Here is a 25,199-nt window from a genome sequence, read left to right as displayed (position 1 = left end):
TGACGCGGAGTGAGACGGATTTGAACAGACGTCTGCCCTGGCGCCGGTCGTCGGAGGTCCACGAACGAGCCGCGGGCCGGGAAACCCGGCAGCGGCTCACAAGAAGGGAAGAAGATCGCGACGCGAACGCCCAGGGGCGAGCGTCAGCGACAGTGAATGTCGGCCACGCACAGTGCGGTCACGCCAATGAGCGCCAGCTCGATGGCGGCGCGAGAGGAGACGTGACGGGTCAACATGTACAGAAATATGTATGAACTCGCTGCACATGTCAATGTGACTCATGAGTCACCCGTCAACTCCCGGGGTAGGCCCAGGGGTTGGGTCGGCAGTGGATCCCGCCGTGGTCGAGGAACTTGGTCTGCTGCTGCATGACCGGGGCCAGATCGCCGTCCTTGTCGCAGGTCACGTGGGGGTAGCCGAGCCGGTGGCCGACCTCGTGGTTGATCAGCATCTGCCGGTACGCGTGGATGCGGTCCCCGTACGTCTCCGATCCCTGCGCCCATCTGTACGCATTGATCATGACGCGCTCGGTGGCGGCGGAGTCGCACGACACATTGTCGACGGTGGTGTCCAGACCGGACTTGGCGCACCATTCGGCCGTCGTGCCAGGGCTGGCCAGCGTGATCACGAAGTCCGGCTTGCCGGTGTAGATGCGCTCGAAGGTATTGGCCCCGTTGTGGGCCCAGCTCCGGTCGTCGTTGAGCGTCTTCTGCACGGCCTCGGCGAAGAGCTCGCCGTCGAGTCCGAGCCCCTGCTCCACATCCACGCGATAGGTGAACTTCTGCCCCGTGCCGGGCGCCTTGTCGACCCCCGGGATCGCCTCGAACTTCCCCGAGCCCTCGAGCGTGGCACTCAGCGCGTACCTCTCGCCCATCTTCTGCTCGTACGTCAGTGGCGTCGCGCTCGGCATACCGGACGGCGTCGGCCGCCCGTCCCCGCGCGAGGCCGAGTCACGGGCGTCCCGCGCCTGATCGGCGGCGGACTGCGACTGTACGTCGCCATCGTCCTGCCCCTTCGTGACCTGCCCGGCGACGACGACGGCGAGCACGGTGACGACGGCGGCAGCCGCGATGCCGGAGAAGGTCCGGCCCTTGCCGCCCTTCGCCGACACGGGCTCACCAGACGGCGGCGCGTCGTCGTCCAGGTCGGGATCGACGTCGTTCGCGGCCTCGTCACCGGCACCGGTCCGGGTGTCCCATTCGGTGACGGAGGCGTACGGGCCGGAGGTGTGCGCGGTCTCGGACGTACGGGGTGCGAAGACGTCGACGTCCCCGTCGAAGGCCTCCAGGTACTCCTGCCTGGGCCCTTCGGACGGCGATGCCCGCCGGGGCCGCGGCAGGGGAACGCCGGTCCGGGGCGGGGCGCCGACCGCCGGGGAAACGCCGTACGCGACCCCGGTACGCCCGCTCAACTCGCCCCAGCCGCCACCGGGTTCACGCTGCTGGGGATGGCCGCTACGGGCCTGCGGGGTGCCATGGGCCGGCGTGCCGCCGGGGAACGTCGGAAAGCCGTGCGCCGGCGTGCCGTCGGGCAGCCGCGGGACCCCCTGCGCGGGCGTGCCGTCCGGGAACCTCGGAAAGCCGTGCGCGGGCGTGCCGTCGGGCAGCCTCGGAACCCCTCGCGCGGGCGTGCCGTCCGGAAAGCCCCGCCCGCCGTAGGCCGGTGCCCCACGGGCAGGCATCCCCTGGCGAGGGGGATAGGCGCCCGGCGCCCGGCGACCACCGGGGCCGCCGGACTGCGGCCAACCGCTCTGGCCCGCGCCCGGAGCCGCACCCGGCCCGGACGGCCCCCACTGGGCCGCACCCGTCTCCGGCAGTGCTCCCCGGGAGTCCTGTCGTGCGGTCGTGTCCGCGGTGTCGCGTTTGGGCTTGGCGGCGGGCCCGCGGCGGCTGTGGCGTCCCACGTCGCGCCTCAGCTCCCCGCGTTCTCGGTCACGGCCTCGTCCTCGCCCGCGGCGGCGCTCCTGTCCCGGGCCCCGCCCCGAACACGCCCCACCGTCACCGCCTCTTCCGACTTCGCCAACTCCGCCGTCCCTTCCGACTCCGCCGCCTCCGCCAGGAGTTCACGGAACGCCCGCGCGACCACCTCCGGGTACTCCATCATCGCCACGTGCCCGGCATCCGGCAGGCTCAGCAGACGGGAGTCACGGAAGCTGCGCGCGGCCTTCCGGCACATGCGGTAGCCCACGAGCTGGTCGCGGCCGCCGTAGATGAGCAGCGTCGGTGCCAGCACCCGTTCGGCCTGGCGCCACAACGCGTGCTGGCCGCCCAGGGTATAGGCGTTGACCAGCCCGCGCGTGGAACGCGTCATCGCGTCCCAGAAGTACGGCAGTTGCAGCCGCCGGTCCATCTCCTCGACGGCGTTGGTGAATCCTTCCGGCGACACGCGCGCGGGGTCGCCGTAGCACAGGTGCATCACCCCACGGACCCGCTGCTCAGCCGTCCACTGCCTGGTCAGCCGGGTGAAGAGCGCCGTCACGCCGGGCACCGCCAGCAGCGCCGTGGGCACGACACTGCGCTGGACGCGGATCTCGGGAAGGGCGGGCGACACGAGCGTGAGCGTACGGACCAGGTCGGGACGTACCGCGGCGACGCGCGTGGTGACCGCGCCGCCGAGGGAGTTGCCGAAGAGGTGCACGGGCCCCCGGTCGGACGCGTCGAGATAGCGGATCACCGCGCGTGCGTGCGCGGTGATCGAGTAATCGCCGTCGTCCGGCGGCGGCGAGTCGCCGAAGCCCGGCAGGTCGACCGCCTCGCAGTCGACCTCTCCCTCGAGCAGCTCCATCAGCGCCGACCAGTTCTCCGAGGAGCCACCGAGTCCATGGACGTACAGCGCGGGCGGCAGCCCCCCACGCGCGGGCGGTCTCGACCGCACCGTCAGTGTGATCCCGGGCAGCCCGACCGAGCGCAGCCGCTCCCCCTTCGCGACCCTGACGGTCGACACCTTGGGAAGCACATTGGCGGCCGGCGCTGACGGGAGCTCGGTCGAAGACATGCGGCAATGTTACGAGACGATCACGCACTGGTTCATGTGTTCGCCGTCACAAGTCGACACGTACATGGCAGTTTCCGCACCGGGAACCCGGCCACCCGCACCACCATCACGGAAGCCGTCCGGAGCACGCCCGAATTGCCCGCAGATCCCCCACAGATCGCATAGCGTCCGGAACCGGCGTCTCCTAGGCTCGTACGCAGGGCACCCGTATGTGGACCCCTGCTTCACCCAGGGCCGTTGTGCCCCACGGGGACGTTCTAGGAAGGGAGCCCGCCATGACCGTCGACCCCAGCGACCCCGACACGTTCGTGGACGACGACACCGAACAGGCGGAGGAGTTCGACGTCGAGGCCCCCGTGGCCGACGCGGCCGAGCAGCACACCGACGTCAGGCCCGACCGCGACGACCGGCTGACCGACGCGGACCAGGACCGGGCCAGCGAGGCCGATCTGATCGAACAGGCGCGCGTGGTCTCCACCGACGAGGACGACTACCGGTGACCGCGGGCGGCGCAGAGGGCCGCCGGGCACGAACGCGGGTACCTCCGGGCACGGAAGAGAGTGCCGTTGAGCAGGAGAGAGGCAGTTTCTTGCCCGTTCCGACCGGATTTCAAACATTCTGCACGACTTTCGCCACTGTCCGGTCCGTGAAATTCTGCGCTCGCACCGCGCACAGCAGGGTTACCGAAAAGTACGATGGCGGCGCGGCGCATACCGCATGTGGACGACATTGGGAGGCGGCGTGACAGCCATCGAGCAGACAGAGGCGGCACGCCCGCGGGGCACTCGCCTGCCGCGCCGTGCCCGACGGAACCAGCTTCTGGGCGCCGCCCAGGAGGTTTTCGTCGCGCAGGGTTATCACGCTGCCGCGATGGACGACATCGCCGAGCGCGCCGGCGTCAGCAAGCCGGTGCTCTACCAGCACTTCCCGGGCAAGCTCGACCTGTACCTCGCCCTGCTGGACCAGCACTGCGAGTCCCTGATCCAGGCGGTACGGAACGCGCTCGCGTCGACGACCGACAACAAGCAGCGCGTCCGGGCGACGATGGACGCGTACTTCGCGTACGTCGAGGACGACGGCGGCGCCTTCCGGCTGGTCTTCGAGTCGGACCTGACCAACGAGCCGGCCGTGCGCGAGCGCGTCGACAAGGTCACGATCGAATGCGCCGAGGCGATCCGCGACGTCATCGCCGAGGACACCGGACTCTCCCGCGCGGAGTCGATGCTGCTGGCCTCCGGTCTCGGCGGCCTCGCCCAGGTCGTGGCCCGCTCCTGGCTGCACAGCGACCGCAGCGTGCCGCGCGACGAGGCGGTGCAGCTGTTGACGTCCCTGGCCTGGCGCGGCATCGCGGGCTTCCCGCTGCACGGCACCGACCACCACTGAGGCGTTTGTTCCCGCCCGCTGTTCGCTCCTGGCGTTCTTGGGCGGAGCGTGGACGTCCCCTCACCGGGCTAATGTGTGCTGGGTACGGCGCGGAAGGTCGCGCACTTCACTGACCGTCGGAGGGACAAAGCCGTGGAGGTCAAGATCGGCGTGCAGCACGCGCCCCGCGAGATCGTTCTGGAGAGCGGTCAGAGTGCCGAGGAAGTAGAGCGGGCGGTGTCCGAGGCGCTCGCCGGCAAGTCGCAGCTGCTGAGCCTCGTGGACGAGCACGGCCGCAAGGTCCTGGTCCCGGCCGACCGCCTCGCCTACGTGGAGCTCGGCGAGCCGGCCCCGCGCAAGGTGGGCTTCGGCGCGCTGTAAGAAGGCGCCCGGCAGACAGGCGAGACGGGAGGGGCCCGGTGACCACGGTCGCCGGGCCCCTCCCGTCCGTCCGCGCTTCTCGTCTGTCCGCGCTCCCCGTCCGCCCACGCTTCGCTTACCCAACCGGGATTCCTCCACGGACGGAGCACAAGTCGATCACAGAGGAGGATTGCATTCCGCAGGTCAGGGGTATGACGGGCTACGACCGTTTCGAGCAGGTCGGCCATGTGGGAGGGACCCCAGCATGCTCTTGGAAGCGCTCAGCTCCGCGATCCTCGGCCTGGCCCTGGCGTGGGCCGCCGCCCACCGCCTGCCGCACCGCCTGCCCACCCGTTCCCTGGTCCTGCCGACCGGTGTCGCCGGCTCCCTCTTCGGCGCCTTCATCACCCACACCGCACTGGACTTCGGCAACCTCTTCGTGATCCTCATCGGCTCGGCGGTCGTCTCCGCCGCCTCTCTCTCCCTGCTGGTACGCCCGGCGGGAAGACTCCGCCGCCACTCGGCGACCGCGTGAACTCCGAGAACGACCGGCCGCCGGAGAGCTGAGGCGTTTCTGCCCGTCCGGCGTCGTTTGAGGACGAGGTCCGAAGGGCCGACAGTGGGGCCTGGGGGCGCCAGCCCCCAGACCGAGCGGGGGCGCCCCCTAGGCAGCGAGCCCCAGCGCAGCCATCCGCTTCGTGTGAGCCTCGGTGATCCGCGAGAACATCTTCCCGACCTCCGCGAGATCGAACCCGTCCGCGACCCCACCCACCAGCATCGTCGACAGCGCGTCCCGGTCGGCGACCACCCGCTGCGACTGCGACAGCGCCTCCCCCATCAACCGCCGAGCCCACAACGCGAGGCGCCCGCCCACACGGGGATCCGCGTCGATCGCGGCCCGCACCTTCTCCACCGCGAACGACGCGTGCCCCGTGTCGTCGAGCACGGCCAGCACCAGCCCACGCGTGTCCGAGTCGAGCCGCGCCGCGACCTCCCGGTAGAAGTCGCTGGCGATCGAGTCGCCGACGTACGCCTTGACCAGCCCTTCCAGCCAGTCGGAAGGCGCCGTCTGCTTGTGGAACCCGTCCAGCGCGGCGACGAAGGGCTCCATGGCCTGCGTCGGCTCCGCCCCGATCTCGGTGAGCCGGTCCCGCAGCTTCTCGTAGTGGTGGAACTCGGCCGACGCCATCTTCGCCAGCTCCGCCTTGTCCGCCAGCGTCGGCGCCAGCTTCGCGTCCTCCGCCAGCCGCTCGAACGCCGCCAGCTCTCCGTAGGCCAGCGCGCCGAGCAGGTCCACGACAGCGGCCCGGTACTGCGGGTCGGCGGAGGCCCGCGCCCAGTCCTGGGCGGCGACCCCGGTGTGTTCGGCAGGGGAGTCGGAGGGGTCAGGGACGGCGGAGGTGTTGTCAGGCGTCGTCATGAAGCGCACAATAGCCCGCCCGCCGTGTCACGGAAGTCCCTGGTCAATCACTGTGACGCCGACTACGTGACCAATTCGGCCATCGCATGTGCGCGTTTCCGGGGTATGGTGGTAATGCGCCCGCTGAGTACCTTGACGTATTCGACGGGCCGCACGTTATGAGGATGCCCGGTCGGTGGCCCGATCGGCTCCGACCCGACAGCCCTCCCCGGTCGTACGGCACTCTGCGTACGACGACCGGAGGGACCCCCTCAGCGGTACGAGCGCTAGAGCGTCGGCAGTGGTCCCGTGCCCTACGGCCAAGCCCGTAAGGCAGCCGACGTCCCCGGCACGGTCCGTCAAGACCCCCGCGCTCGCCTCGCACCGCGTACACAGAAGAGGCAGCACCCTGACTACGACTTTCCGAGAGCTCGGAATCCTTCCCGAGACCGCCGAGGCCCTTGAGGCCGTCGGCATCGTCACCCCCTTCCCCATCCAGGAGATGACCCTCCCCGTCGCCCTCTCCGGCACGGACGTCATCGGCCAGGCCAAGACCGGCACCGGCAAGACGCTGGGCTTCGGTCTCCCGCTCCTGGAGCGCGTCACCGTCCCCGCCGACGTGGAGGCCGGGCGGGCCAAGCCCGAGGCCCTCACCGACGCCCCGCAGGCGCTCGTCGTCGTCCCCACACGCGAGCTGTGCACGCAGGTCACCAACGACCTGCTGACCGCGGGCAAGGTGCGCAACGTACGCGTTCTCGCCATCTACGGCGGCCGGGCCTACGAGCCCCAGGTCGAGGCCCTCAAGAAGGGCGTCGACGTCGTCGTCGGCACCCCGGGCCGACTGCTGGACCTCGCGGGCCAGAAGAAGCTCAACCTCAAGCACATCAAGGCGCTCGTCCTCGACGAGGCCGACGAGATGCTCGACCTGGGCTTCCTGCCCGACGTCGAGAAGATCATCAACATGCTGCCGGCCCGGCGCCAGACCATGCTGTTCTCGGCGACCATGCCGGGCGCGGTCATCGGCCTCGCGCGCCGCTACATGTCGCAGCCCACCCACATCCGTGCCACGGCGCCGGACGACGAGGGCGCGACGGTCGCGAACACCGCGCAGTTCGTCTACCGCGCGCACAACATGGACAAGCCCGAGATGGTCGCGCGCATACTGCAGGCCGACGGCCGGGGACTGGCCATGGTCTTCTGCCGTACGAAGCGCACGGCGGCCGATCTCGCCGACCAGCTCCAGCAGCGCGGCTTCGCCGCCGGCGCGGTCCACGGCGACCTCGGCCAGGGCGCCCGCGAGCAGGCGCTGCGTGCCTTCCGCAACGGCAAGGTGGACGTCCTCGTCTGCACCGACGTCGCCGCACGCGGTATCGACGTCGAGGGCGTGACCCACGTCATCAACTACCAGTCCCCCGAAGAGGAGAAGACGTACCTGCACCGCATCGGCCGCACCGGCCGCGCGGGTGCGAAGGGCATCGCGATCACCCTCGTCGACTGGGACGACATCCCGCGCTGGCAGCTGATCAACAAGGCGCTGGACCTGAAGTTCAACGACCCGCCGGAGACGTACTCCACGTCCCCGCACCTCTTCGAGGAACTGAACATCCCCGCGGGCACCAAGGGTGTTCTGCCGCGCTCGGAGCGCACGCGCGCCGGGCTCGGGGCGGAGGAGCTGGAGGACCTCGGCGAGACCGGCGGGCGCGGTGCACGCGGTCGCGGTGGCCGGGGCGGCCGGGACGAGTCCCGCTCGTCCTCGCCGGACCGCGAGCGCTCGGCACGCACGCCGCGTCGCCGCCGCCGGACCCGCGGCGGAGCATCGATGGACGGAACGTCGGCGGCGGCCGCCGGACCCGCGGCGGCGGACGAGACCGTCGAGGCCACCACGGCGGAGGCCGTGACCGCGCCGCGCACCCCGCGCCGCCGTCGCCGCACGCGCGGCGGGGCGACGGAGCCGACCACGGCCGTGACGGCCACGTCCGCGGCGCCCGAGCCCGCGGAGGCCGCAGAGGCGGCCGTCGCCACGGTTGAGGGCACGTCCCTGGACACCTCGTCCCTGAACACCACCGAGGAGGCGTCGGCCAAGCCGCGCCGCCGCCGGACCCGCAAGTCGGCGGAGCCGAAGGCGACTTCGGCGGAGGCGGGGACGACGTCCGAGGCCGAGGCCACCAAGCCTTCGGAGGCTACGAAGGTCACGGAGGCCGTGCAGCCGTCCGAGGCCGCTGCGGCTCCCCGGGTCGCGGAGTCCGAGGAGGCTCCCGCCGCCAAGCCGCGCCGCCGCACTCGCAAGGCGACGGTCCCGGCGGAGACCGCCGTCGACACGGCCGAGGGCACCACCGAGGCCGCCCAGGAGACCCCGGAGGCCGCGGAGGCCAAGCCGCGCCGCCGGACCCGTAAGGCAACGGCTGCCGCCGAGGCCGCCGTCGACACGGCCGAGGCCACCGAGGCCAAGCCCAAGACGCGCCGCACCCGCAAGACCGCGGCGACCGCCGAAGCCGCCGCCCCGGCCGCCGACATCCCGGCCCAGACGGCCCAGACGGCCCAGGAACCGGAGGCCGCCGAGGCCAAGCCCAAGGCACGCCGCACCCGCAAGACCGCGGCGACCGCCGCCGAGGCTGCCGTCGACACGGCCGAGGCCACCGAGGCCAAGCCCAAGACGCGCCGTACGCGCAAGGCCGCGGCCCCCGCCGAAACCGCCGTCGACACGGCCGAGGCCACGGAGGCGAAGCCGCGCCGTACGCGCAAGGCCGCGGCGACCGTCGCGGAGCCGGAAGCCGCGGAGCCGGAAGCCGCCGAGGCCAAGCCGCGCCGCGCCCGTAAGACGACCGCTGCCGCCGAGGCCGCCGTCGACACGGCCGAGGCCACCGAGGCCAAGCCCAAGGCACGCCGCACCCGCAAGACCGCGGCCCCCGCCGAAGCCGCCGCCCCGGCCGCCGACATCCCGGCCCAGGCGACGAAGGAGCCGGTGGCCACGGAGGAGCCCGCGCCTCGCCGCCGTACCCGCAAGGCCGCGGCGACCGCTGCGAGCGTGGCGGCTGCCGACGGTACGGCCGAGGTGAAGCCCAAGGTGCGCCGTACCCGCAAGACCGCGGCTGCCGCGGCGGCCACGGAGCCCGTGGAGAGCTGATCTCCCGTCCGACGGCCCGGTCCCGCCCAGCGCGGGGCCGGGCCGTCGGCGTTCCCGGGGCCTGCGGCTGGGGGTCTGGCGGTGCAGCGGCTACCCTCCCCCCGTGACCACCGAACCCGTCTTCACGCCGCCCCCGAACGCCCGCGCCTACCCCCTCCACACCTCCCGCGGCACGTTCGCCGTCGTCGACTCCCCCGCCGCCCCCGGGGTCGAGCAGCGAGGTGTCGCCCTGCTGCTCCCCGGGTTCACCGGCAGCAAGGAGGACTTCACGCTGATGCACGAGCCGCTGGCGGCGCGCGGCTACCGTACGGTCGCCGTGGACGGGCGGGGGCAGCACGAGTCGGACGGGCCGGAGCACGACGAATCGGCGTACGCGCGGGGCGAGTTGGCCAGGGACGTACTCACCCAGGCGGCAGCCCTCGGCAACCTCGACGGGCCCCTCCACCTCTTCGGTCACTCCCTGGGCGGCCAGATCGCCCGGGCCGCCGTTCTGCTCGACCACGCGCCGTTCCGCTCGCTCACCCTCATGGCGTCGGGCCCCGCGCAGATCTCCGACTCCCAGCAGCAGCGCGTGAAGCTCCTGCGGGACGCGCTCGCGGTGATGACCATGGCCGAGACGTGGGAGGCGATCCGCGCGATGGGGCCGCCCGAGGAGGTCGGCGGTCCGGCCCGCGGGATCGGCGGCGAGGACCTGCTGCGCCGCCGCTGGCTGGGCACGAAGCCCGCTCAACTCCTCGCCACAGGGCGCCAGTTGTGCACGGAGCCGGACCGCGTCGACGAACTCGCGGCCCTGCCGCTCCCCTTCCACGTCCTGTCGGGCGCCAGCGACGACACCTGGCCGGTCCCGGTCCTCGACGACATGGCCGCCCGGCTGAACGCCCGCCGCACGGTCATTCCCGGCGCCGAGCACTCCCCCAACGCCGACCAGCCACTGCGCACGGCCGAGGCCGTCGCCGACTTCTGGGACACCGTCGACAGCGCGGCCTCCCGCCCGGCGGAGGCCTAGTACTGCGTCTGCAGATGCTCCCAGAACCCGTCCCGCAGCGCCCGCCGCAGGTCCGCCTGCCCGCGCAGGGAGTACTGCAGCAGTCCCTCCGCCTCCACCAGCAGGTCCTGGTCGACTGACCCGGGCAGATACGGATGCCCGGGCAGCAGCTCCACGAGCGACTCCCGCCCGCGCGCCGCGAGCCACTTCGCCGCGATCTGCGCGCCGACGAACCGGACGTCCTCCCGGGTCGGCCGGGACCCCGCCGCCTCGTATGCGGCGGCCGTGCGCCGGGAGACGTACGGCTTGAAGAAGTCGAGGTCGAGGGTGCGCTGGCTGTCGACCTCCCAGAGCAGCGGTTCGGCCTGGTTGCGGCCTTCCGGTGCCTCGATGCCCCACAGGTGCACCCGCGCCCCGTACCCCTGCGCCGCCTCGACCGCCGAGACCAGGTCCTCGTCGCCGCCGAGCAGCGCCGCGTCGCTGATGGCGCGGTGTCTGGCCAGCGACTCCAGATCGGTCCGGATCAGTGAGTCGACGCCCTTTTGCTGGTTGTTGGCGTTGAGGTTCCCCAGCCGCACCTTCACGTCGGGAAGCTCGGCTATCGACTGCTGTTCCGCCGTGTGGATGCGGCGCCGCGCGCCGTCGTACCAGTAGACGCGCAGCAGCCGGCTGTCCGCGAAGATCGTGCGGGCCCGGTCGATGAGTGCCTCGATCAGCCCCTCGGCGTCCAGATCGAAGGCCCGGCGGTCCTCCGTCCCGGCGACCAGCCGCCCCGCGGCCGCGTAGAGATAGCCCGCGTCGACGAAGATCGCATGGGTGGAGGGCGTCTTCGCCACCTCGGCGAGCATGCGTTGCAGCAGCTCGTTGGTGCGGTCGATGCGGGCGGCGAGTGCCGCGAGGTCGTCGTTCATCGTCTCTATTGTCCCGGCGGTCACGCTGCGAACACAACCGGTCCCGGTCAGTCTCCTCTTGATCCCTCAGCGACCGCTTACCAGTGAGTAGTTAGTCGTTCGAAAAATTTCTTTAGCGTAGGGAATGTTTGTAACACGAAGCTCGTTGCATACGTGTGTAACCCAGTAGTTCTCCTCAGGAGGATGACCAGACGAAGGGAGAAGCCATGCGCTTCGAAATCATGCGACTCGACGAGTTCGACGGGACCCCCGTGGACAGCACCGTCGTGGACGCCGCCTCCGTCAACCGGATCGTTCAGCAGGCCGCCGCGATCGGGCAGCGGCTGTGGATCCGACCGGCCGAGACCACGGCCTCATAACAGACGCGGATCACCGCAGAAGCTTCGAAGCCCCCGTACGGCACCCATGCCGTACGGGGGCTTCGCGCATACGTCGGGCTCAGCCGCCCCGGATCACCTGCGTGACGCCGTTGATGATCTGCTGCACCGCGATCGCCGACAGCATCATGCCCGCGAGCCGCGTCACCAGGACCACGCCGCCGTCCTTGATGACTCGGATGATCAGCAGCGAGTACCGCATCACGAGCCACAGCACGACATGGATGGCGAGGATCGCCGTCCACACCGACACCTGCATGCCGATGCCGTCCGCCTTCTGCACGGCGAGGATGACCGACACGATCGCACCCGGCCCGGCCAGCAGCGGCATGCCCAGCGGGACGAGGGCGACGTTGACGTCCTTGGTCTGCTTGGGCTCGTCCGTCTTGCCGGTGAGCAGGTCGAGCGCGATCAGCAGGAGCAGCAGCCCGCCCGCGATCATCAGCGCGGGGACGGAGACATGCAGGTAGTTGAGGATCTGGTGGCCGAGGAGCCCGAAGACCGTGATCACCCCGCCCGCCACACAGACGGCCTGGAAGGCCATCCGCTTCTGCACCTTGGCCGGTCGGCCGGCGGTGAGCGCGAGGAAGATCGGGGTGATCCCGGGGGGATCCATGATGACGAAGAGGGTCAGGAAGAGGGAGCCGAAGACGGCGAGGTCGAACATGGGTGAGAGAGCCTTGTGCAGGGGGCCACCGCTGTGGGCAGTCGTTCCGCATGGCGGAACGGGTGGCCACAGCCTGCAGCGCCGGGTGAGAGGAAAGGGACCTGTGGGTGAGAGACCTCAGACTCCGCCGGCCCCCGGGACGGGAAACGCTCCGGTCGCCCGTCGCGTGATCTCGCCGTACACCTCGGGGTCCGTCGTGTACTCGCCGAGCACGCACGTCTTGCGGCTGCCGTGGTAGTCGCTGGACCCGGTCGCGAGCAGCCCGAGTTCCTTGGCGAGCCCGCGCAGCCGCGCACGTACGTCGGGGTCGTGGTCCATGTGGTCGACCTCGACGCCGTCGAGCCCGGCCGCGGCCATCTCCGCGATCGCGGACTCCGGCACCGTACGGCCCCGCTTGCTCGCGGCGGGATGCGCGAACACCGTCACCCCGCCCGCCGCCTTGACCAGCCGGATCGCCTCGAACGGATCGGTCTCGTGCTTCTCCACGAAAGCCCGCCCGCCGTCGGCCAGCCAGTCCTCGGTGAAGGCGTCCCCCACGGTCGGTACAACACCGAGCTCGACCAGCGCGGAGGCGACATGCGGCCGGCCGACCGAACCATCACCGGCGATCCGCAGCACCTGCTCCCAGGTGACGGGCACGCCCAGCTCGTTCAGCTTGGCGACCATGCCCTGGGCCCGGGGCACCCGATCGTCCCGCACCAGCTCCCGCTCGGCGAGCAGCGCCGGCTCCTCGGGGTCGAAGAGATAGGCCAGCATGTGCATGCTGATCCCGTCGATACGACAGGACAGCTCGGCACCGGTGACCAGGGTGAGCCCCTGAGGCAACGAGGCGATCGCCTCGGCGTACCCACGGGTGGTGTCGTGATCGGTGAGCGCCACGACGTCCAGCCCGGCCGCGGCAGCATGACGCACCAGCTCGGCCGGCGTGTCCGTACCGTCGGAAGCGGTGGAGTGGGTGTGCAGATCGATACGCACGACACGGACTCCAGTCAGGGGACGGCAAGCAGGGGACGCTCAAGGATAACCGCATTTTCAACGACCCCTGTCACACCCGCACAGCCATACGCCCCTTACACACACGCCCCCAGGGGCGCGGGGAACTGCGCGAGCAACCCACAACCACCCGCAGCCGCCCCCGAACCGAACCCCCCACCCCCGTAGGCGCTACGGCCCGAGCAAGCGCGGCGACAACGCTCCGCAGGGCACCAACTCCACCTCGGCCCCCGCATCCCGCAGATCCGTCAGCACCAGCTCGTCGTACATCAGCAACCCCGACTGCTCGGGCCACACGACCGCCCACAGCCACACCCCGAGCGCCTCTCCCGCGAACACGGCACGGTCGTCGGGCGTACCCGACACATGCCACAGCGGCGTCGGCCGCCCGGCGGCGAGAACCTTGGCCTGGGGTGGCTTCTCGACGTTCATGTACGACCCCGGATCCGGGCCGTCGATGCCGGCGTAGCGCGCACCGAGCCCGACGCCGAGCTCCTCGGCGACGAGGATCATCTCGCCCATACCGCCGAGCGGGCCAGGTCCGGAGCAGGCCACAGCCGTCGCACGGCCTCCGCTGCGGTCGTCGCCCGCACTCGCGACACCCGTGAACAGCCAGCCGATCGGCAGCGGCCACGGCATCCACACCGGCACCTGTGTGCGATGCACGACCACACCGAGGGCCTCGACGCTGGGCGGGATCACGGGCTGCACCGGATGCACGGTGCCGTGCACATCGCACTGCCAGGCGTCGGCGAAAAGTCCGGGAGCCCTGACCCGGCCACCACACTTCGGGCAACTGGGTTCGCCCCTCATAGGCCCCCACGGTCCTACCCCTTGTGCGTCACGTCAAGGACGATCACCCGTCCGGACGGAACCGGTCCACCTGGCCGATATAGATGTAGCTTGCATTAATTAGCCTAGCTAACATACTATGCGTAGCCGCCAGCTACCTCGGTGCGGATTGGAGAAACGTCATGGACCCCTTCGACGCGGGAGCGGGCAGCATCCTGCGGCAGCCGAAGGCCGTGTGGGCGACGGCCGGCGCGTCCGTCGTCGCCTTCATGGGCATCGGACTCGTCGACCCGATCCTGCCGTCCATCGCCGGCGGCCTGCACGCCACGGCCGGCCAGGTCTCCCTGCTCTTCACCTCGTACTTCCTCATCACCGCCGTGGCGATGCTGGTCACCGGCTTCGTCTCCAGCCGGATCGGCGGCCGCAGGACCCTGCTGCTCGGCCTCGCGTTCGTGGTCGTCTTCGCCGGGCTCGCGGGCACGTCCGGTTCGGTCGGCGAACTGGTCGGCTTCCGGGCGGGCTGGGGGCTCGGCAACGCGCTCTTCGTCTCCACGGCCCTCGCGGTCATCGTCGGCGCGGCAGCGGGAGGCAGCGCCGCGGCGATCCTGCTGTACGAGTCCGCCCTCGGCCTCGGCATGGCCTGCGGGCCGCTGCTGGGCGCGCTGCTCGGGGACGCCAGCTGGCGCTACCCGTTCTTCGGTACGGCCTTTCTGATGGCGGTCGGCTTCCTGTGCATCGCGGTGTTCCTGAAGGAACAGCCGAAGCCGGCCCGCAAGACCTCGCTGCTGGACCCGCTCAGGGCCCTCGGCCACGGCGGCCTCGCGTCCGCGGCGGCCTCGGCGTTCTTCTACAACTACACGTTCTTCACCGTGCTGGCCTTCACCCCGTTCGTGCTGAACATGAGCCCGTACCGGTCGGGTGCGGTGTTCTTCGCCTGGGGTGTCCTGCTCGCCGTGTTCTCGGTGATCGTGGCGCCGCGCCTGCAGAAGCGGTTCGGTTCGCTGAAGGTGCTGGGCGGCTCGCTGCTGCTACTCGCCGTGGACGTGCTGGTCCTCGGCTACGGCGACCACACCACCGCCGTCGTCTGCACGATCCTGTCCGGCGCGTTCATCGGCGTGAACAACACCGTCTACACGGAGCTGGCCCTCGGCGTCTCGGACGCGCCGCGCCCGGTGGCGAGCGCGGGCTACAACTTCGTGCGCTGGTTCGCGGCGGCGGCCGCGCCCTACTTCGCGCCGAGGATCGAGGAGTGGACCGGCAGCCTCCGCGTCCCGTTCGTGGTGGCGGCCGTCACGGCTGTCGCGGGCGCGCTCGTGGCCGTCGTACGACGCGGGGCGCTCACCCACGAGGCGGAGGAGCTGGAGACGCGGCACGCGACCGAGGACAGCGTCACCGTGTTCGCCAACTGACGGTTTTCAGCCACCGGTTGGTGAGGTTCCTCACTCCAGCGGGACGGACTTACGGGCGGGATCCCGGAGGTCCGTCCCGCTCGTCAGCCAGCGCTCCTGGAGGGCCTGGGCGCCGTGCACACGCTTCCAGGCGGCCTCGTTCGGCGTCATGGGGAGCAGCGGCAGGAAGTGCACGGGGTCGGCCGGTTCGTCGAGTTCCAGGTCCTCGACCAGGCCGCCCGGCTCGGCGACCAGGACGGATGTGAACGGGGCGCCGGGCCACAGCGGCTCACCGACGTCCAGGGAGGCGCCGGGGGCGATGATCACACCTTCCACCTGCGGAGACGCGGCGAGCACGGCGAGCGGGCGGAGCGCCTTGTCGGTGTCGGCGAGCCCGGCCCGTACGGAGAGGATCAGCTCGGCGCGGGGCCCCTTGACCGGGTCGGCGACCATCGCGGTGGGGTCGCTCATGGGCTGCGCGGACATGCCGAGCGTGGCGTAGCGGACGAGGTCGCCCTCCTGGAAACGGAGCACCTCGATGCGGTCCGTACCGAGGAAGGTGACCGCCGCGCGCGCGTCCGGTTCGCCCAGCGCGGTGCGCAACCGGGCCTCGACCAGAGGAAGAACATCAGCCATGCGGCGAGCATAGAACTCGTCAGTACCCGGCAAAGCAGCGCCTTGACACTTCAGTCGGCTGATACTCTTGCCCGGTGTTCGGGGCAGCACGCAGAAGCGTCGCGATCGAGTCCCGACGCCTGATGGACTCCCCTACGGGGAACCCCTGACGGGGTATGGAACGTCCCTTACGAGGGACCGGCCGGAGGAGGTGGGGCTGTCATGGATCGAAGTCGACCGTGCAGTACCACTCGCTCTTCCCGCCGCTGATGTAGCTGATCCGGCTGTTCCGCTCCGGCTGACCGCCGTCCTTTCACGCTTGCGTCCTCACACGGAAGAGCACTTCGTTTCGCTTTGCCTGATCGGCCCGATCTGAATCAGCAACGAAGCCCATCACCGCAACGGTGCGGTGCTCCCCGCTTTGTGGACGTGCCAAACATCCTGAGGCCAGGACGTCCCCATTCCGGGTAGTTCCAACCGTGCTGCGGTTCTTCACGCTTCGTTGCCCGTTGCGAAGGAGCCTGCTCATGTCGATGATCCGCGACCTGCGTGCCGTGGTCCGCCCCTCCCGCGTCTCGCTGCGCAAGGACAGCGGCGTGTACGACACCACCCGCGACCCCGCGACCCCCTCCGCCGTCGTCGACTGCGCCGTCTACCGCGACGGCCGCCGACTGGAGACCGACCAGCCGCTGACCCCGCACCAGGCGATGCGTCAGGTGCGACGCGACGGGGGCTTCGTGTGGATCGGCCTGCACGAGCCGACCGAGGCCGAATTCGCCGGTATCGCCAGCGAGTTCGGACTGCACCCGCTGGCCGTCGAGGACGCCGTGCAGGCGCACCAGCGCCCGAAGCTGGAGCGCTACGACGACTCCCTCTTCACCGTCTTCAAGACCATCCACTACGTCGAGCACGACGAACTCACCGCCAACAGCGAGGTCGTCGAGACCGGCGAGGTCATGTGCTTCACCGGCCGGGACTTCTTCATCACCGTCCGGCACGGCGGGCAGGGCTCGCTGCGGGCGCTGCGGCACCGGCTCCAGGACGACCCCGAGCTGCTCGCCAAGGGCCCGTCGGCCGTGCTGCACGCGATCGCCGACCATGTCGTCGACGGGTACATCGCCGTCGCCGACGCGGTGCAGGACGACATCGACGAGGTGGAGACCGAGGTCTTCTCGCCGGGCCGCAAGGGGACGCCGCGCGGCACGGACGCGGGCCGGATCTACCAACTCAAGCGCGAGGTGCTGGAGTTCAAGCGCGCGGTCTCGCCCCTGCTGCGTCCGATGCAGCTGCTGAGCGAGCGGCCGATGCGGCTGATCGACCCGGACATCCAGAAGTACTTCCGGGATGTCGCCGACCACGTCGCACGCGTGCACGAGCAGGTCATCGGCTTCGACGAGCTCCTCAACTCGATCCTCCAGGCCAACCTCGCGCAGGCGTCCGTCGCCCAGAACGAGGACATGCGGAAGATCACGTCGTGGGCCGCGATCATCGCCGTACCGACGATGGTGTGCGGTGTGTACGGCATGAACTTCGACTACATGCCGGAGACGCACTGGAAGTACGGCTACCCGGTGATCATGAGCATCACCGTGGCGATCTGCCTCGGCATCCACCGCACGCTGAAGCGGAACGGCTGGCTCTGAGCGGGCCGGATCCGGCTGGATAGGCTGGGGGCCATGACAAGCGAGCTGCTCGACCAGGCCCTCGTCGAGGAGGCCACCAAGAAGTCCGGCCTCATCTGGGTCAAGGGCCCCGGTGTCCCGGCCCGGGCGCTGTGGCACGCGTGGCACGAGGGTGCGGCGTGCGTCGTCGGCGACGGTCCGGGCGAGCAGCCGCTGCCGGGGCTGGCCGACGGGGGCGAGGCCGAGGTGACGGTCCGCAGCAAGGACAAGGGGGGCCGGCTGGTCTCCTGGACCGCGAGGGTCGTCGAGCTCGGGGCGGGCTCCGAGGCGTGGGAGGCGACGGTCGCCGAGCTGAAGGGCAAGCGGCTCAACGCCCCCGACGGCGAGGCGATGCCGGAGCGCTGGGCGCGTGAGTGCCGGGTGCTGCGGCTGGAGCCGACGGGTGCGACGGGGGCGTTGCCGGACGGGTCGCTGGCGGAGGCGCCGCTGCCGTCGCCGGCGACTACGCGTCAGCCGATCCCTGCGGGGTTGCCGCGGCTGCTGCTCAAGAGAAAGCGGCGTTGAGCGGTCCGCGATAGGCCGTCTTTCGCCTACTGCGCCGTTGTGGCCGGTCGCGCCCACGTGGCAGAGCCGCATATGTCACAGCCCCGCGCCCCTTCGGGGGCGCTGCTACGACGTCGGCAGCTGCTTGCCGTAGTCCACCGTGTCGTCCTTCTTCGGCTTCTCCAGGGCGAAGTCCTTGCCCCAGTCGGAGAAGGTCAGGGTGCCCCCACCGCCCGCCCGGGTCAGCAGCAGGGGGTACGGCTCGCCCTCCAGGGAGACGTCGAGGGTGCCGCCGGAGCCCTTGTCTCCGGTGATGCGGATGGTGCGGACGCCCGCCTGCTCGTGGTGGCCGTCGGTCGCCACCTTGCCGTGCAGCGTCAGAAGGCCGTCGAGGAGGACGTCCTTGTCCGTGAAGCCGCTGAACTTCTTGTACGCCGGGTCGCCCTGCGGCACCGTCACGTACTTGCCGTTCAGCTTGTCCACGGCCCCGGCGTCCGCCTTGCCGTCGTTGCCCGCGTCGCTCCAGAAACCGGAGTCGGCCTTCAGGTACAGCTGCTCGCCGATCCGCAGCAGCTGGAAGGTGGCCCCCTGCGCGGTGACCGACCCAGTGGCACCGTCGGCCTTCAGCCGCATGTCGAGCCTGTAGGTGCGCCCGCCGGCAGCCACGTTCCCGGACAGGTGCACCGCTTCGGCCGAGTCCGCCGCCGTACGGGTCTTGCGCTGGATCTCGGCGACCGGCAGCTTGCCGACCCCGTTCGTGCCCTCGTCCGGGTCCTCACTGCATCCCGTCAGCCCCGTTCCCGACACAACCAGGGCGCAGACGGCCGTCACCAGCGCGGCCCGGCGAGTACGACCCTGAGGAATCGCAGTCACAGGTGGGGCTGCCTTTCTGTTGTGGGACCCGAGCGGCGTACCGCAGCGTACCGGGGAGTCGGGGCCACGGCGGAGCCGGTCCGTCCGGACCGCTCACCAGGGCGTATCGGATCCGGACGGGCTAGCCTGAAGCTCACCCGAGCGGGCAATTCGGAAATGCGGCACGGCAGCGCAGCCGCGACAGCAACACTGCACACCCCGCACGCAAAGGAGCATCAGCCATGGCAGCCGGCGCTCCCCGGATCTTCGTCTCGCACCTCGCCGGCGTCGCCGCGTTCGACCCGAACGGCGACCAGGTGGGCCGGGTCCGCGATCTGGTCGTCATGCTGCGCGTCGGCAGGCGGCCCCCACGGCTGCTCGGCCTGGTCGTCGAACTCTCCACCCGGCGCCGCATCTTCCTGCCCATGACCCGCGTCACCAGCATCGAGTCCGGCCAGGTCATCACCACCGGCGTGCTCAACGTCCGCCGCTTCGAGCAGCGCCCCACCGAGCGCCTCGTCTTCGGGGAGCTCCTCGACCGGCGCGTCACCCTCGTGGAGACCGGCGAGGAGGTCACCGTCCTCGATCTGTCGGTCGGGCAGCTCCCGGCCCGCCGGGACTGGGAGATCGACAAGATCTTCGTACGGAAGGGCGGCCGCAGCGGCGCCTTCCGGCGGGCCAGGGGAGAGTCGCTGACCGTCGAGTGGTCCGCCGTCACCGGCTTCTCCGCGGAGGAGAAGGGGCAGGGCGCCGAGAGCCTCCTGGCCACCTTCGAGCAGCTGCGCCCCGCCGACCTCGCCAACGTCCTGCACCACCTCTCCCCCAAGCGCCGCGCCGAGGTCGCCGCCGCCCTCGACGACGACCGCCTCGCCGACGTACTGGAAGAGCTCCCGGAGGACGACCAGATCGAGATCCTCGGCAAGCTGAAGGAGGAGCGCGCCGCCGACGTCCTGGAGGCCATGGACCCGGACGACGCGGCCGACCTGCTCGGTGAGCTCCCGGAGGACGACCAGGAGCGGCTGCTGAGCCTGATGCAGCCCGCCGACGCGGCCGACATGCGGCGCCTGATGGCGTACGAGGAGCACACGGCCGGCGGTCTGATGACGACCGAGCCGATCATCCTGCGCCCCGACGCCACGGTCGCCGACGCCCTCGCCCGCGTCCGCAACCCCGACCTCTCCCCCGCCCTGGCCGCCCAGGTCTACGTCTGCCGCCCGCCCGACGAGACGCCGACCGGCAAGTACCTCGGCACGGTCCACTTCCAGCGCCTGCTGCGCGACCCGCCGTACACCCTGGTCAGCTCGATGGTCGACGAGGCCCTGGAAGCCCTGGAGCCGGACGCCGCGCTACCGGTCGTCGCCGGGTTCTTCGCGACGTACGACATGGTCGCGGCGCCCGTCGTCGACGAGTCCGGGTCACTGCTGGGCGCGGTGACCGTGGACGACGTACTGGACCACATGCTGCCCGAGGACTGGCGGGAGACGGAGTTCCACCTGGACGAGGACACGGGCGAGGGGGTGGCGGTCCATGGCTCCTGAGCGGGAAGGCACGCGCGAGCGCGTGGCATCGGGCGCCACCGCGACCACCCGTGCGCCCCGCGCACGCCTCGACCAACCCCGGCCGCCACGGCGCCGCATCCTGCCCGAGTGGGACCCGGAGGCCTTCGGACGGCTGTCGGAGCGGATCGCCCGCTTCATCGGCACCGGGCGGTTCCTCGTCTGGATGACGGTCGTGATCGTCGTGTGGGTGCTGTGGAACATCGCCGCACCGAGCGACCTGCGCTGGGACGAGTACCCGTTCATCTTCCTCACCCTGGTCCTGTCCCTGCAGGCCTCCTACGCCGCCCCGCTGATCCTGCTGGCGCAGAACCGGCAGGACGACCGCGACCGGGTCAACCTCGAACAGGACCGCAAGCAGAACGAGCGGTCGATCGCCGACACCGAGTACCTGACCCGGGAGATCGCGGCGCTGCGCATCGGCCTGGGCGAGGTGGCCACCCGCGACTGGATGCGCTCGGAGCTCCAGGACCTGACGAAAGAGCTGGAGGAGCGGCACAACGGTCACCGCGAGCCCGGGGTATTCCCGGCAGATCGGTCGCCGGGACGTGACGTAGACGACCGCTGACGGGCTTACCCGGGCATGGCTGCCGCGCCGTACCATCGTCCTTATGGCTACGGAAGACGCGGTGCGTGAAGCACTGGCGACGGTGAACGACCCCGAGATCAACCGCCCCATCACCGAACTGGGGATGGTCAAGTCGGTGGAGATCGGTGCGGACGGTGCGGTCGCGGTCACCGTGTACCTGACGGTCTCCGGCTGCCCGATGCGCGAGACGATCACGCAGCGCGTGACGGACGCTGTGTCCCGGGTCGAGGGCGTCACGCGTGTCGACGTCACGCTCGACGTGATGAGCGACGAGCAGCGCAAGGAGCTGGCGAACGCCCTGCGCGGCGGCACCGCCGAGCGCGAGGTCCCCTTCGCCAAGCCCGGCTCGCTCACCCGCGTGTACGCGGTCGCGTCCGGCAAGGGCGGCGTCGGCAAGTCCTCGGTGACGGTCAACCTGGCCGCGGCGATGGCGGCCGACGGCCTGAAGGTGGGCGTCGTCGACGCCGACATCTACGGCCACAGCGTGCCGCGCATGCTGGGCGCCGACGGGCGTCCGACCCAGGTCGAGAACATGATCATGCCGCCTTCCGCCAATGGCGTGAAGGTCATCTCCATCGGCATGTTCACGCCGGGCAACGCCCCCGTGGTCTGGCGCGGCCCCATGCTGCACCGCGCACTCCAGCAGTTCCTCGCGGACGTGTACTGGGGCGACCTGGACGTCCTGCTCCTGGACCTGCCGCCCGGTACCGGCGACATCGCGATCTCCGTGGCCCAGCTGGTCCCGAACGCCGAGATCCTGGTCGTGACGACCCCGCAGCAGGCGGCGGCCGAGGTCGCCGAGCGCGCGGGCTCCATCGCCGTCCAGACCCACCAGAAGATCGTCGGCGTGGTCGAGAACATGTCCGGCCTGCCCTGCCCGCACTGCGACGAGATGGTCGACGTGTTCGGCACGGGCGGCGGCCAGGTGGTCGCCGACGGCCTCACCCGCACGACCGGTGCGACGGTCCCGGTCCTCGGCAACATCCCCATCGACGTCCGCCTCCGCGAGGGCGGCGACGAGGGCAAGCCCGTGGTCCTGACCGACCCGGACTCCCCGGCCGGCTCCGCACTGCGCGCGATCGCGGGCAAGCTGGGCGGACGACAGAGGGGCCTGTCCGGCCTGTCCCTGGGCATCACGCCGCGCAACAAGTTTTAAGAGGCTCCGCAGAGCCCTACGGCGAAAGGGGCGCCGCACAACCCGCGGCGCCCCTTTGTCATGCGTACGCGTTTGTCATGCGTACTCGGAAATGTCCTTGATCTTGGCGAAGGCCAACCCGTACGCACTCATACCGCGTCCGTACGCCCCCACATGCACCCTCTCCTGGGTCGAGCCGGCCAGCACCCACCCGAACTCGGACTCCCGGTAGTGGAACGGCGTCGGCACCCCGTCCACCGGCAGGGACAGCGTCGACCAGTCCGGACCGTCCAGATCGTCGGCCAGCGCCCACGCCGTCTCCGTCTGCTGCTCCAGCCAGTCGTCGCGCAGCGAGTGATCCATCTGCCCCGGCCAGGTGAAGGACAGCAACCCCACCCCGGCTAGCCACGCCGCCGAGGACACCGACGTGGCCTCCAGCAGCCCGGTACCGTCGGCGCTCCGCCGGGACGGGTTCGCCGCGACGGTCACGACCACCGCGAACTTCTCCCGGTCCTCCGTCGCCTCGTTCCGTACGGAGGGCTCGTCACCGTGCCCGGTCGAACCGTGTTCGACGGACCCGTCGGCCGCCATGCCGACCTGCATCAGCCAGCGCGGCCCCGTGAAGGCCTCGTCGAGGCCGTACCACGGGAAAGGCGCCAGCAGGTAGCCGTCGACCGTGCGCCGGGCGGAGGGGAATTGCTGTCCGCTCTCCACGGCCGGTTCCTGCGCGACTGCCCGACTCGATGTCTGACTCGTCGTCTCCATGTGCCCGGACGCCTCCTCGTTCTCGCCGGACCAGCCCGGCCCGCCCCCCTTCGGGCGTACTCGTCCGGTCCGCACAACAACTCGGCAGCATAGCCACACCGATCCGAGCAGTATGGAAAGCGCCCGGCGCGCGAGGCGCACAGGGGGCGTGTTTCAGGCCGTGCGCGACCCGCGCGGAGTATGAGAAGCGTCACGTGCGGGCGGCGGCCCGCCCGTGTGTTCGTACGGCTCAGCCCGTACGGCTCAGGTGGCGTCCGCGTCGTAGGGCGGGCGCTCCTCGCGGGGGTTCTCGGGCTTCTTCGTCATGTCGATGGCGCCGCCGGGGGAACCCGCGGACGACGACGAAGAGGAGGACGAGGACGACGATTCCGCGTCACGGCCGTGGACGGCGTCGGCGACCTCGGCCATCTCCTTCTTCAGGTCGAAGCCGTTACGGATCTCCTTGATCCCCAGCTCGTCGTTGTCCAGCTGCTTGCGGATGAACGTCTTGGGGTTGAGGTCCTCGAACTCGAAGTCCTTGAACTCCGGGCCGAGCTCCGACCGGATGTCCGCCTTGGCGCTCTCCGAGAACTCGCGGATCTTGCGAATCGTCCGCGTGACGTCCTGAATCATCTTCGGGAGCTTGTCCGGACCGAAAACGAGCACGGCGAGGACGACGAGCGTCACCAGCTCGAGCGGTCCTATGTCATTGAACACCTGAAGCTCCTTGCGATGTCCTCGGTCCTCGGCCCTCAGTGGTCGATTGCGGGTCTTCCGTGGTCCGGGCCGGATCCACGGTACCCGGCGATCCGCTACGACCGGTACTGTCCCGAGGCCTCCGAATGCGGTGGGCGTGCGGTTTTCCGCGTTGTTTGCCTTGTCAGGGCATAAGCGGGGCGGCCGGGCGACGTTAGGTGTGATGTTTCTGTGAGTCTCAGGACCCGCTCGACGAGCCGAGCGTCAGCGAGATCCTGACCTCCTTGCCGCCGCGCTCCAGGGTCAGTTCCAGCCGGTCGCCGGGGCGGTGGGCGCGGGTCTTCACGATGAGTTCCTCGCCGGAGTGGACGCGCTGGCCGTCGACCTCGGTGATGACGTCACCCGGCTTGATGCCGGCCTTGTCGCCGGGGCCGCCACCGGTGACCGCCGAGCCGCCGTCGCTGCCCTTGGTGCCGACGCGGGCTCCGTCGCCGGTGTAGTCCATGTCGAGGGTGACGCCGATGACCGGGTGGGTCGCCCGGCCCGTGTTGATCAGCTCCTCGGCGACGCGCTTGGCCTGGTTGACCGGTATGGCGAAGCCGAGGCCGATGGAGCCTGCCTGGCCGCCGTCGAGTTCGGAACCGCTGCCTGCGGAACGGATGGCGGAGTTGATGCCCACCACCCGGGCCCGGGCGTCGAGAAGGGGACCGCCGGAGTTGCCGGGGTTGATGGGCGCGTCGGTCTGCAACGCGTCCACATACGACACATCACTCGCGTCGCCGCTCTCGCCGCCGGCCGTGATGGGCCGCTCCTTGGCGCTGATGATGCCGGAGGTGACGGTGCCCGCCAGGTCGAACGGGGCACCGATGGCGACGACCGGGTCGCCGACCTGGACGTTGTCGGAGTTGCCGAGCGGCAGGGGTTCGAGGCCGCTGACGCCGGTGACCCTGACGACGGCGAGGTCGTAGCCGCTGTCACGGCCGACGACGGTGGCCTCGGCGGTGTCCCCGCTGTGGAAGGTCACCGATATCTCGCCTTCGTCGCCCGCGGGTTCGACCACGTGGTTGTTGGTGAGGATGTGACCACGGTCGTCGAGCACGAACCCGGTCCCGGTGCCCTGCTCGTCGCTGCCGCTCACATGCAGGGTCACGACGCTCGGCAGGGCCCGCGCGGCGATCCCCGCGACACTGTCCGGCGCCCGCCCGGTGGGCTCGGCCGCGGCCTGCGGCAGCTCCACGTCCCCCACTCCACCGTTGCGCTCGAAGTACGCCCCCACGATCCCGCCGACGCCGCCGGACACGAGCGCGAGCAGCAGGACACCGACGAGGACGGCCTTCCTCCCCCGCTTGCGCCGCTGTTCGTCGGTGACGACCGCGGTGCCGGTCTGCTGGAGAGGGCCGGCGGGGTGGACCTCCCGGGACCAGGGGTCGTAGTTCTGCCAGGGGTTGCCGGGGGGTGGAGCGTCGGCGTAGGCGGGGGCGGGCGCGGCCTGGAG

26 protein-coding genes are annotated in these 25,199 nt (G+C 70.7%); 13 read left to right on the top strand and 13 right to left on the bottom strand.

Going from position 1 to position 25,199, the window contains the following annotated elements; genetic code table 11:
• Nucleotides 1–143: 143 nt before the first annotated feature.
• The 3 genes from ADK36_RS51205 to ADK36_RS10975 are packed head-to-tail and all read right to left on the bottom strand — an operon-like array spanning nt 144 to nt 2,994.
• A complete protein-coding gene (locus ADK36_RS51205) occupies nt 144–236 on the bottom strand; it encodes an Ms4533A family Cys-rich leader peptide (RefSeq protein ID WP_338060776.1) in 93 nt (30 codons plus the stop codon).
• A 56-nt stretch (nt 237–292) separates the two neighbouring features.
• Nucleotides 293–1,903 (bottom strand): DUF3152 domain-containing protein, encoded by a 1,611-nt coding sequence (locus ADK36_RS10980; RefSeq protein WP_053197141.1) that lies wholly within the window; start codon nt 1,901–1,903, stop codon nt 293–295.
• A gap of 8 nt (nt 1,904–1,911) precedes the next feature.
• Nucleotides 1,912–2,994, bottom strand: a complete 1,083-nt coding sequence (locus tag ADK36_RS10975) for an alpha/beta fold hydrolase (protein ID WP_053197139.1) — start codon at nt 2,992–2,994, stop codon at nt 1,912–1,914.
• 275 nt (nt 2,995–3,269) lie between these two features.
• Between ADK36_RS10975 and ADK36_RS10970 the strand changes: the two genes are divergently transcribed.
• The 4 genes from ADK36_RS10970 (at nt 3,270) to ADK36_RS10955 (ending at nt 5,251) form a co-directional block, all read left to right on the top strand.
• Nucleotides 3,270–3,494, top strand: a complete 225-nt coding sequence (locus tag ADK36_RS10970) for a hypothetical protein (protein WP_048582152.1) — start codon at nt 3,270–3,272, stop codon at nt 3,492–3,494.
• Nucleotides 3,495–3,735: 241 nt separating this feature from the next.
• Complete coding sequence (locus tag ADK36_RS10965) at nt 3,736–4,377, top strand: TetR/AcrR family transcriptional regulator (protein WP_030053079.1); 642 nt, start codon at nt 3,736–3,738, stop codon at nt 4,375–4,377.
• 132 nt (nt 4,378–4,509) lie between these two features.
• A complete protein-coding gene (locus ADK36_RS10960) occupies nt 4,510–4,737 on the top strand; it encodes a DUF3107 domain-containing protein (RefSeq protein ID WP_019754243.1) in 228 nt (75 codons plus the stop codon).
• A gap of 244 nt (nt 4,738–4,981) precedes the next feature.
• Complete coding sequence (locus ADK36_RS10955; protein WP_048582153.1) at nt 4,982–5,251, top strand: hypothetical protein; 270 nt, start codon at nt 4,982–4,984, stop codon at nt 5,249–5,251.
• Nucleotides 5,252–5,380: 129 nt separating this feature from the next.
• Here the strand turns inward: ADK36_RS10955 and ADK36_RS10950 are convergent, their stop codons facing one another.
• A complete protein-coding gene (locus ADK36_RS10950; protein ID WP_048582154.1) occupies nt 5,381–6,145 on the bottom strand; it encodes a ferritin-like fold-containing protein in 765 nt (254 codons plus the stop codon).
• A 472-nt stretch (nt 6,146–6,617) separates the two neighbouring features.
• Here ADK36_RS10950 and ADK36_RS10940 point away from each other — a divergent pair, with 472 nt between their 5' ends.
• Together ADK36_RS10940 and ADK36_RS10935 are read left to right on the top strand one after the other, a co-directional pair.
• Nucleotides 6,618–9,239 carry a DEAD/DEAH box helicase gene (locus ADK36_RS10940; protein ID WP_053197135.1) on the top strand — a complete coding sequence of 874 codons (2,622 nt, stop codon included), beginning with the start codon at nt 6,618–6,620 and terminating at the stop codon, nt 9,237–9,239.
• A 103-nt stretch (nt 9,240–9,342) separates the two neighbouring features.
• Nucleotides 9,343–10,245: an alpha/beta fold hydrolase gene (locus ADK36_RS10935; protein WP_053197133.1), complete on the top strand. Its 903-nt coding sequence runs from the start codon at nt 9,343–9,345 to the stop codon at nt 10,243–10,245.
• Here ADK36_RS10935 and ADK36_RS10930 read toward each other — a convergent pair.
• Nucleotides 10,242–11,135: an NYN domain-containing protein gene (locus tag ADK36_RS10930; RefSeq protein WP_048582157.1), complete on the bottom strand. Its 894-nt coding sequence runs from the start codon at nt 11,133–11,135 to the stop codon at nt 10,242–10,244. The genes ADK36_RS10935 and ADK36_RS10930 overlap by 4 nt on opposite strands.
• Before the next feature lie 206 nt (nt 11,136–11,341).
• Here ADK36_RS10930 and ADK36_RS47835 point away from each other — a divergent pair, with 206 nt between their 5' ends.
• Entirely contained in the window at nt 11,342–11,494 is a 153-nt protein-coding gene (locus ADK36_RS47835; protein ID WP_107083726.1) for a hypothetical protein, read from the top strand.
• A gap of 79 nt (nt 11,495–11,573) precedes the next feature.
• Here the strand turns inward: ADK36_RS47835 and ADK36_RS10925 are convergent, their stop codons facing one another.
• From ADK36_RS10925 to ADK36_RS10915, 3 genes are all read right to left on the bottom strand, one after another.
• On the bottom strand, nt 11,574–12,179 hold the full coding sequence (locus ADK36_RS10925) for a MarC family protein (protein ID WP_048582158.1): 606 nt from the start codon (nt 12,177–12,179) through the stop codon (nt 11,574–11,576).
• A 117-nt stretch (nt 12,180–12,296) separates the two neighbouring features.
• Nucleotides 12,297–13,154, bottom strand: coding sequence for a PHP domain-containing protein (locus ADK36_RS10920; protein ID WP_053197131.1), 858 nt, complete (start codon nt 13,152–13,154; stop codon nt 12,297–12,299).
• Between the two features lie 189 nt (nt 13,155–13,343).
• Entirely contained in the window at nt 13,344–13,985 is a 642-nt protein-coding gene (locus ADK36_RS10915) for a DUF6758 family protein (protein WP_048582160.1), read from the bottom strand.
• 161 nt (nt 13,986–14,146) lie between these two features.
• Between ADK36_RS10915 and ADK36_RS10910 the strand changes: the two genes are divergently transcribed.
• On the top strand, nt 14,147–15,373 hold the full coding sequence (locus tag ADK36_RS10910) for an MFS transporter (protein ID WP_053197129.1): 1,227 nt from the start codon (nt 14,147–14,149) through the stop codon (nt 15,371–15,373).
• A 30-nt stretch (nt 15,374–15,403) separates the two neighbouring features.
• Here ADK36_RS10910 and ADK36_RS10905 read toward each other — a convergent pair whose 3' ends face one another.
• Complete coding sequence (locus tag ADK36_RS10905; protein ID WP_053197128.1) at nt 15,404–15,988, bottom strand: suppressor of fused domain protein; 585 nt, start codon at nt 15,986–15,988, stop codon at nt 15,404–15,406.
• A gap of 506 nt (nt 15,989–16,494) precedes the next feature.
• On the opposite strand from ADK36_RS10905, the gene ADK36_RS10900 reads away from it, so the two are divergent.
• Both ADK36_RS10900 and ADK36_RS10895 read left to right on the top strand, forming a co-directional pair.
• Nucleotides 16,495–17,610: a magnesium and cobalt transport protein CorA gene (locus ADK36_RS10900; RefSeq protein ID WP_030053067.1), complete on the top strand. Its 1,116-nt coding sequence runs from the start codon at nt 16,495–16,497 to the stop codon at nt 17,608–17,610.
• Between the two features lie 33 nt (nt 17,611–17,643).
• Complete coding sequence (locus ADK36_RS10895) at nt 17,644–18,153, top strand: hypothetical protein (RefSeq protein WP_048582163.1); 510 nt, start codon at nt 17,644–17,646, stop codon at nt 18,151–18,153.
• Nucleotides 18,154–18,258: 105 nt separating this feature from the next.
• On the opposite strand, the gene ADK36_RS10890 is transcribed toward ADK36_RS10895, so the two are convergent.
• Nucleotides 18,259–19,005: a hypothetical protein gene (locus ADK36_RS10890; protein WP_048582164.1), complete on the bottom strand. Its 747-nt coding sequence runs from the start codon at nt 19,003–19,005 to the stop codon at nt 18,259–18,261.
• A gap of 221 nt (nt 19,006–19,226) precedes the next feature.
• On the opposite strand from ADK36_RS10890, the gene ADK36_RS10885 reads away from it, so the two are divergent.
• The 3 genes from ADK36_RS10885 to ADK36_RS10875 are packed head-to-tail and all read left to right on the top strand — an operon-like array spanning nt 19,227 to nt 22,285.
• Entirely contained in the window at nt 19,227–20,522 is a 1,296-nt protein-coding gene (locus tag ADK36_RS10885; protein WP_048582165.1) for a magnesium transporter MgtE N-terminal domain-containing protein, read from the top strand.
• A complete protein-coding gene (locus ADK36_RS10880) occupies nt 20,512–21,108 on the top strand; it encodes a DUF1003 domain-containing protein (protein WP_048582166.1) in 597 nt (198 codons plus the stop codon). Before ADK36_RS10885 ends, ADK36_RS10880 begins: the two co-directional genes overlap by 11 nt.
• A gap of 43 nt (nt 21,109–21,151) precedes the next feature.
• Nucleotides 21,152–22,285 (top strand): Mrp/NBP35 family ATP-binding protein, encoded by a 1,134-nt coding sequence (locus ADK36_RS10875; RefSeq protein ID WP_048582167.1) that lies wholly within the window; start codon nt 21,152–21,154, stop codon nt 22,283–22,285.
• A gap of 75 nt (nt 22,286–22,360) precedes the next feature.
• On the opposite strand, the gene ADK36_RS10870 is transcribed toward ADK36_RS10875, so the two are convergent.
• From ADK36_RS10870 to ADK36_RS10860, 3 genes are all read right to left on the bottom strand, one after another.
• Nucleotides 22,361–23,029 (bottom strand): hypothetical protein, encoded by a 669-nt coding sequence (locus tag ADK36_RS10870; protein ID WP_053197126.1) that lies wholly within the window; start codon nt 23,027–23,029, stop codon nt 22,361–22,363.
• Nucleotides 23,030–23,272: 243 nt separating this feature from the next.
• A complete protein-coding gene (locus ADK36_RS10865; protein WP_048582169.1) occupies nt 23,273–23,725 on the bottom strand; it encodes a sec-independent translocase in 453 nt (150 codons plus the stop codon).
• A gap of 217 nt (nt 23,726–23,942) precedes the next feature.
• A partial coding sequence (locus tag ADK36_RS10860; protein ID WP_053197123.1) for a S1C family serine protease occupies nt 23,943–25,199 on the bottom strand: 1,257 nt, incomplete at its 5' end.

It is taken from the genome of Streptomyces viridochromogenes (assembly GCF_001270495.1).
GTDB classification, from domain to species: Bacteria; Actinomycetota; Actinomycetes; order Streptomycetales; family Streptomycetaceae; genus Streptomyces; species Streptomyces viridochromogenes_A.
This window is presented reverse-complemented; position numbering and strand designations above follow the sequence as displayed.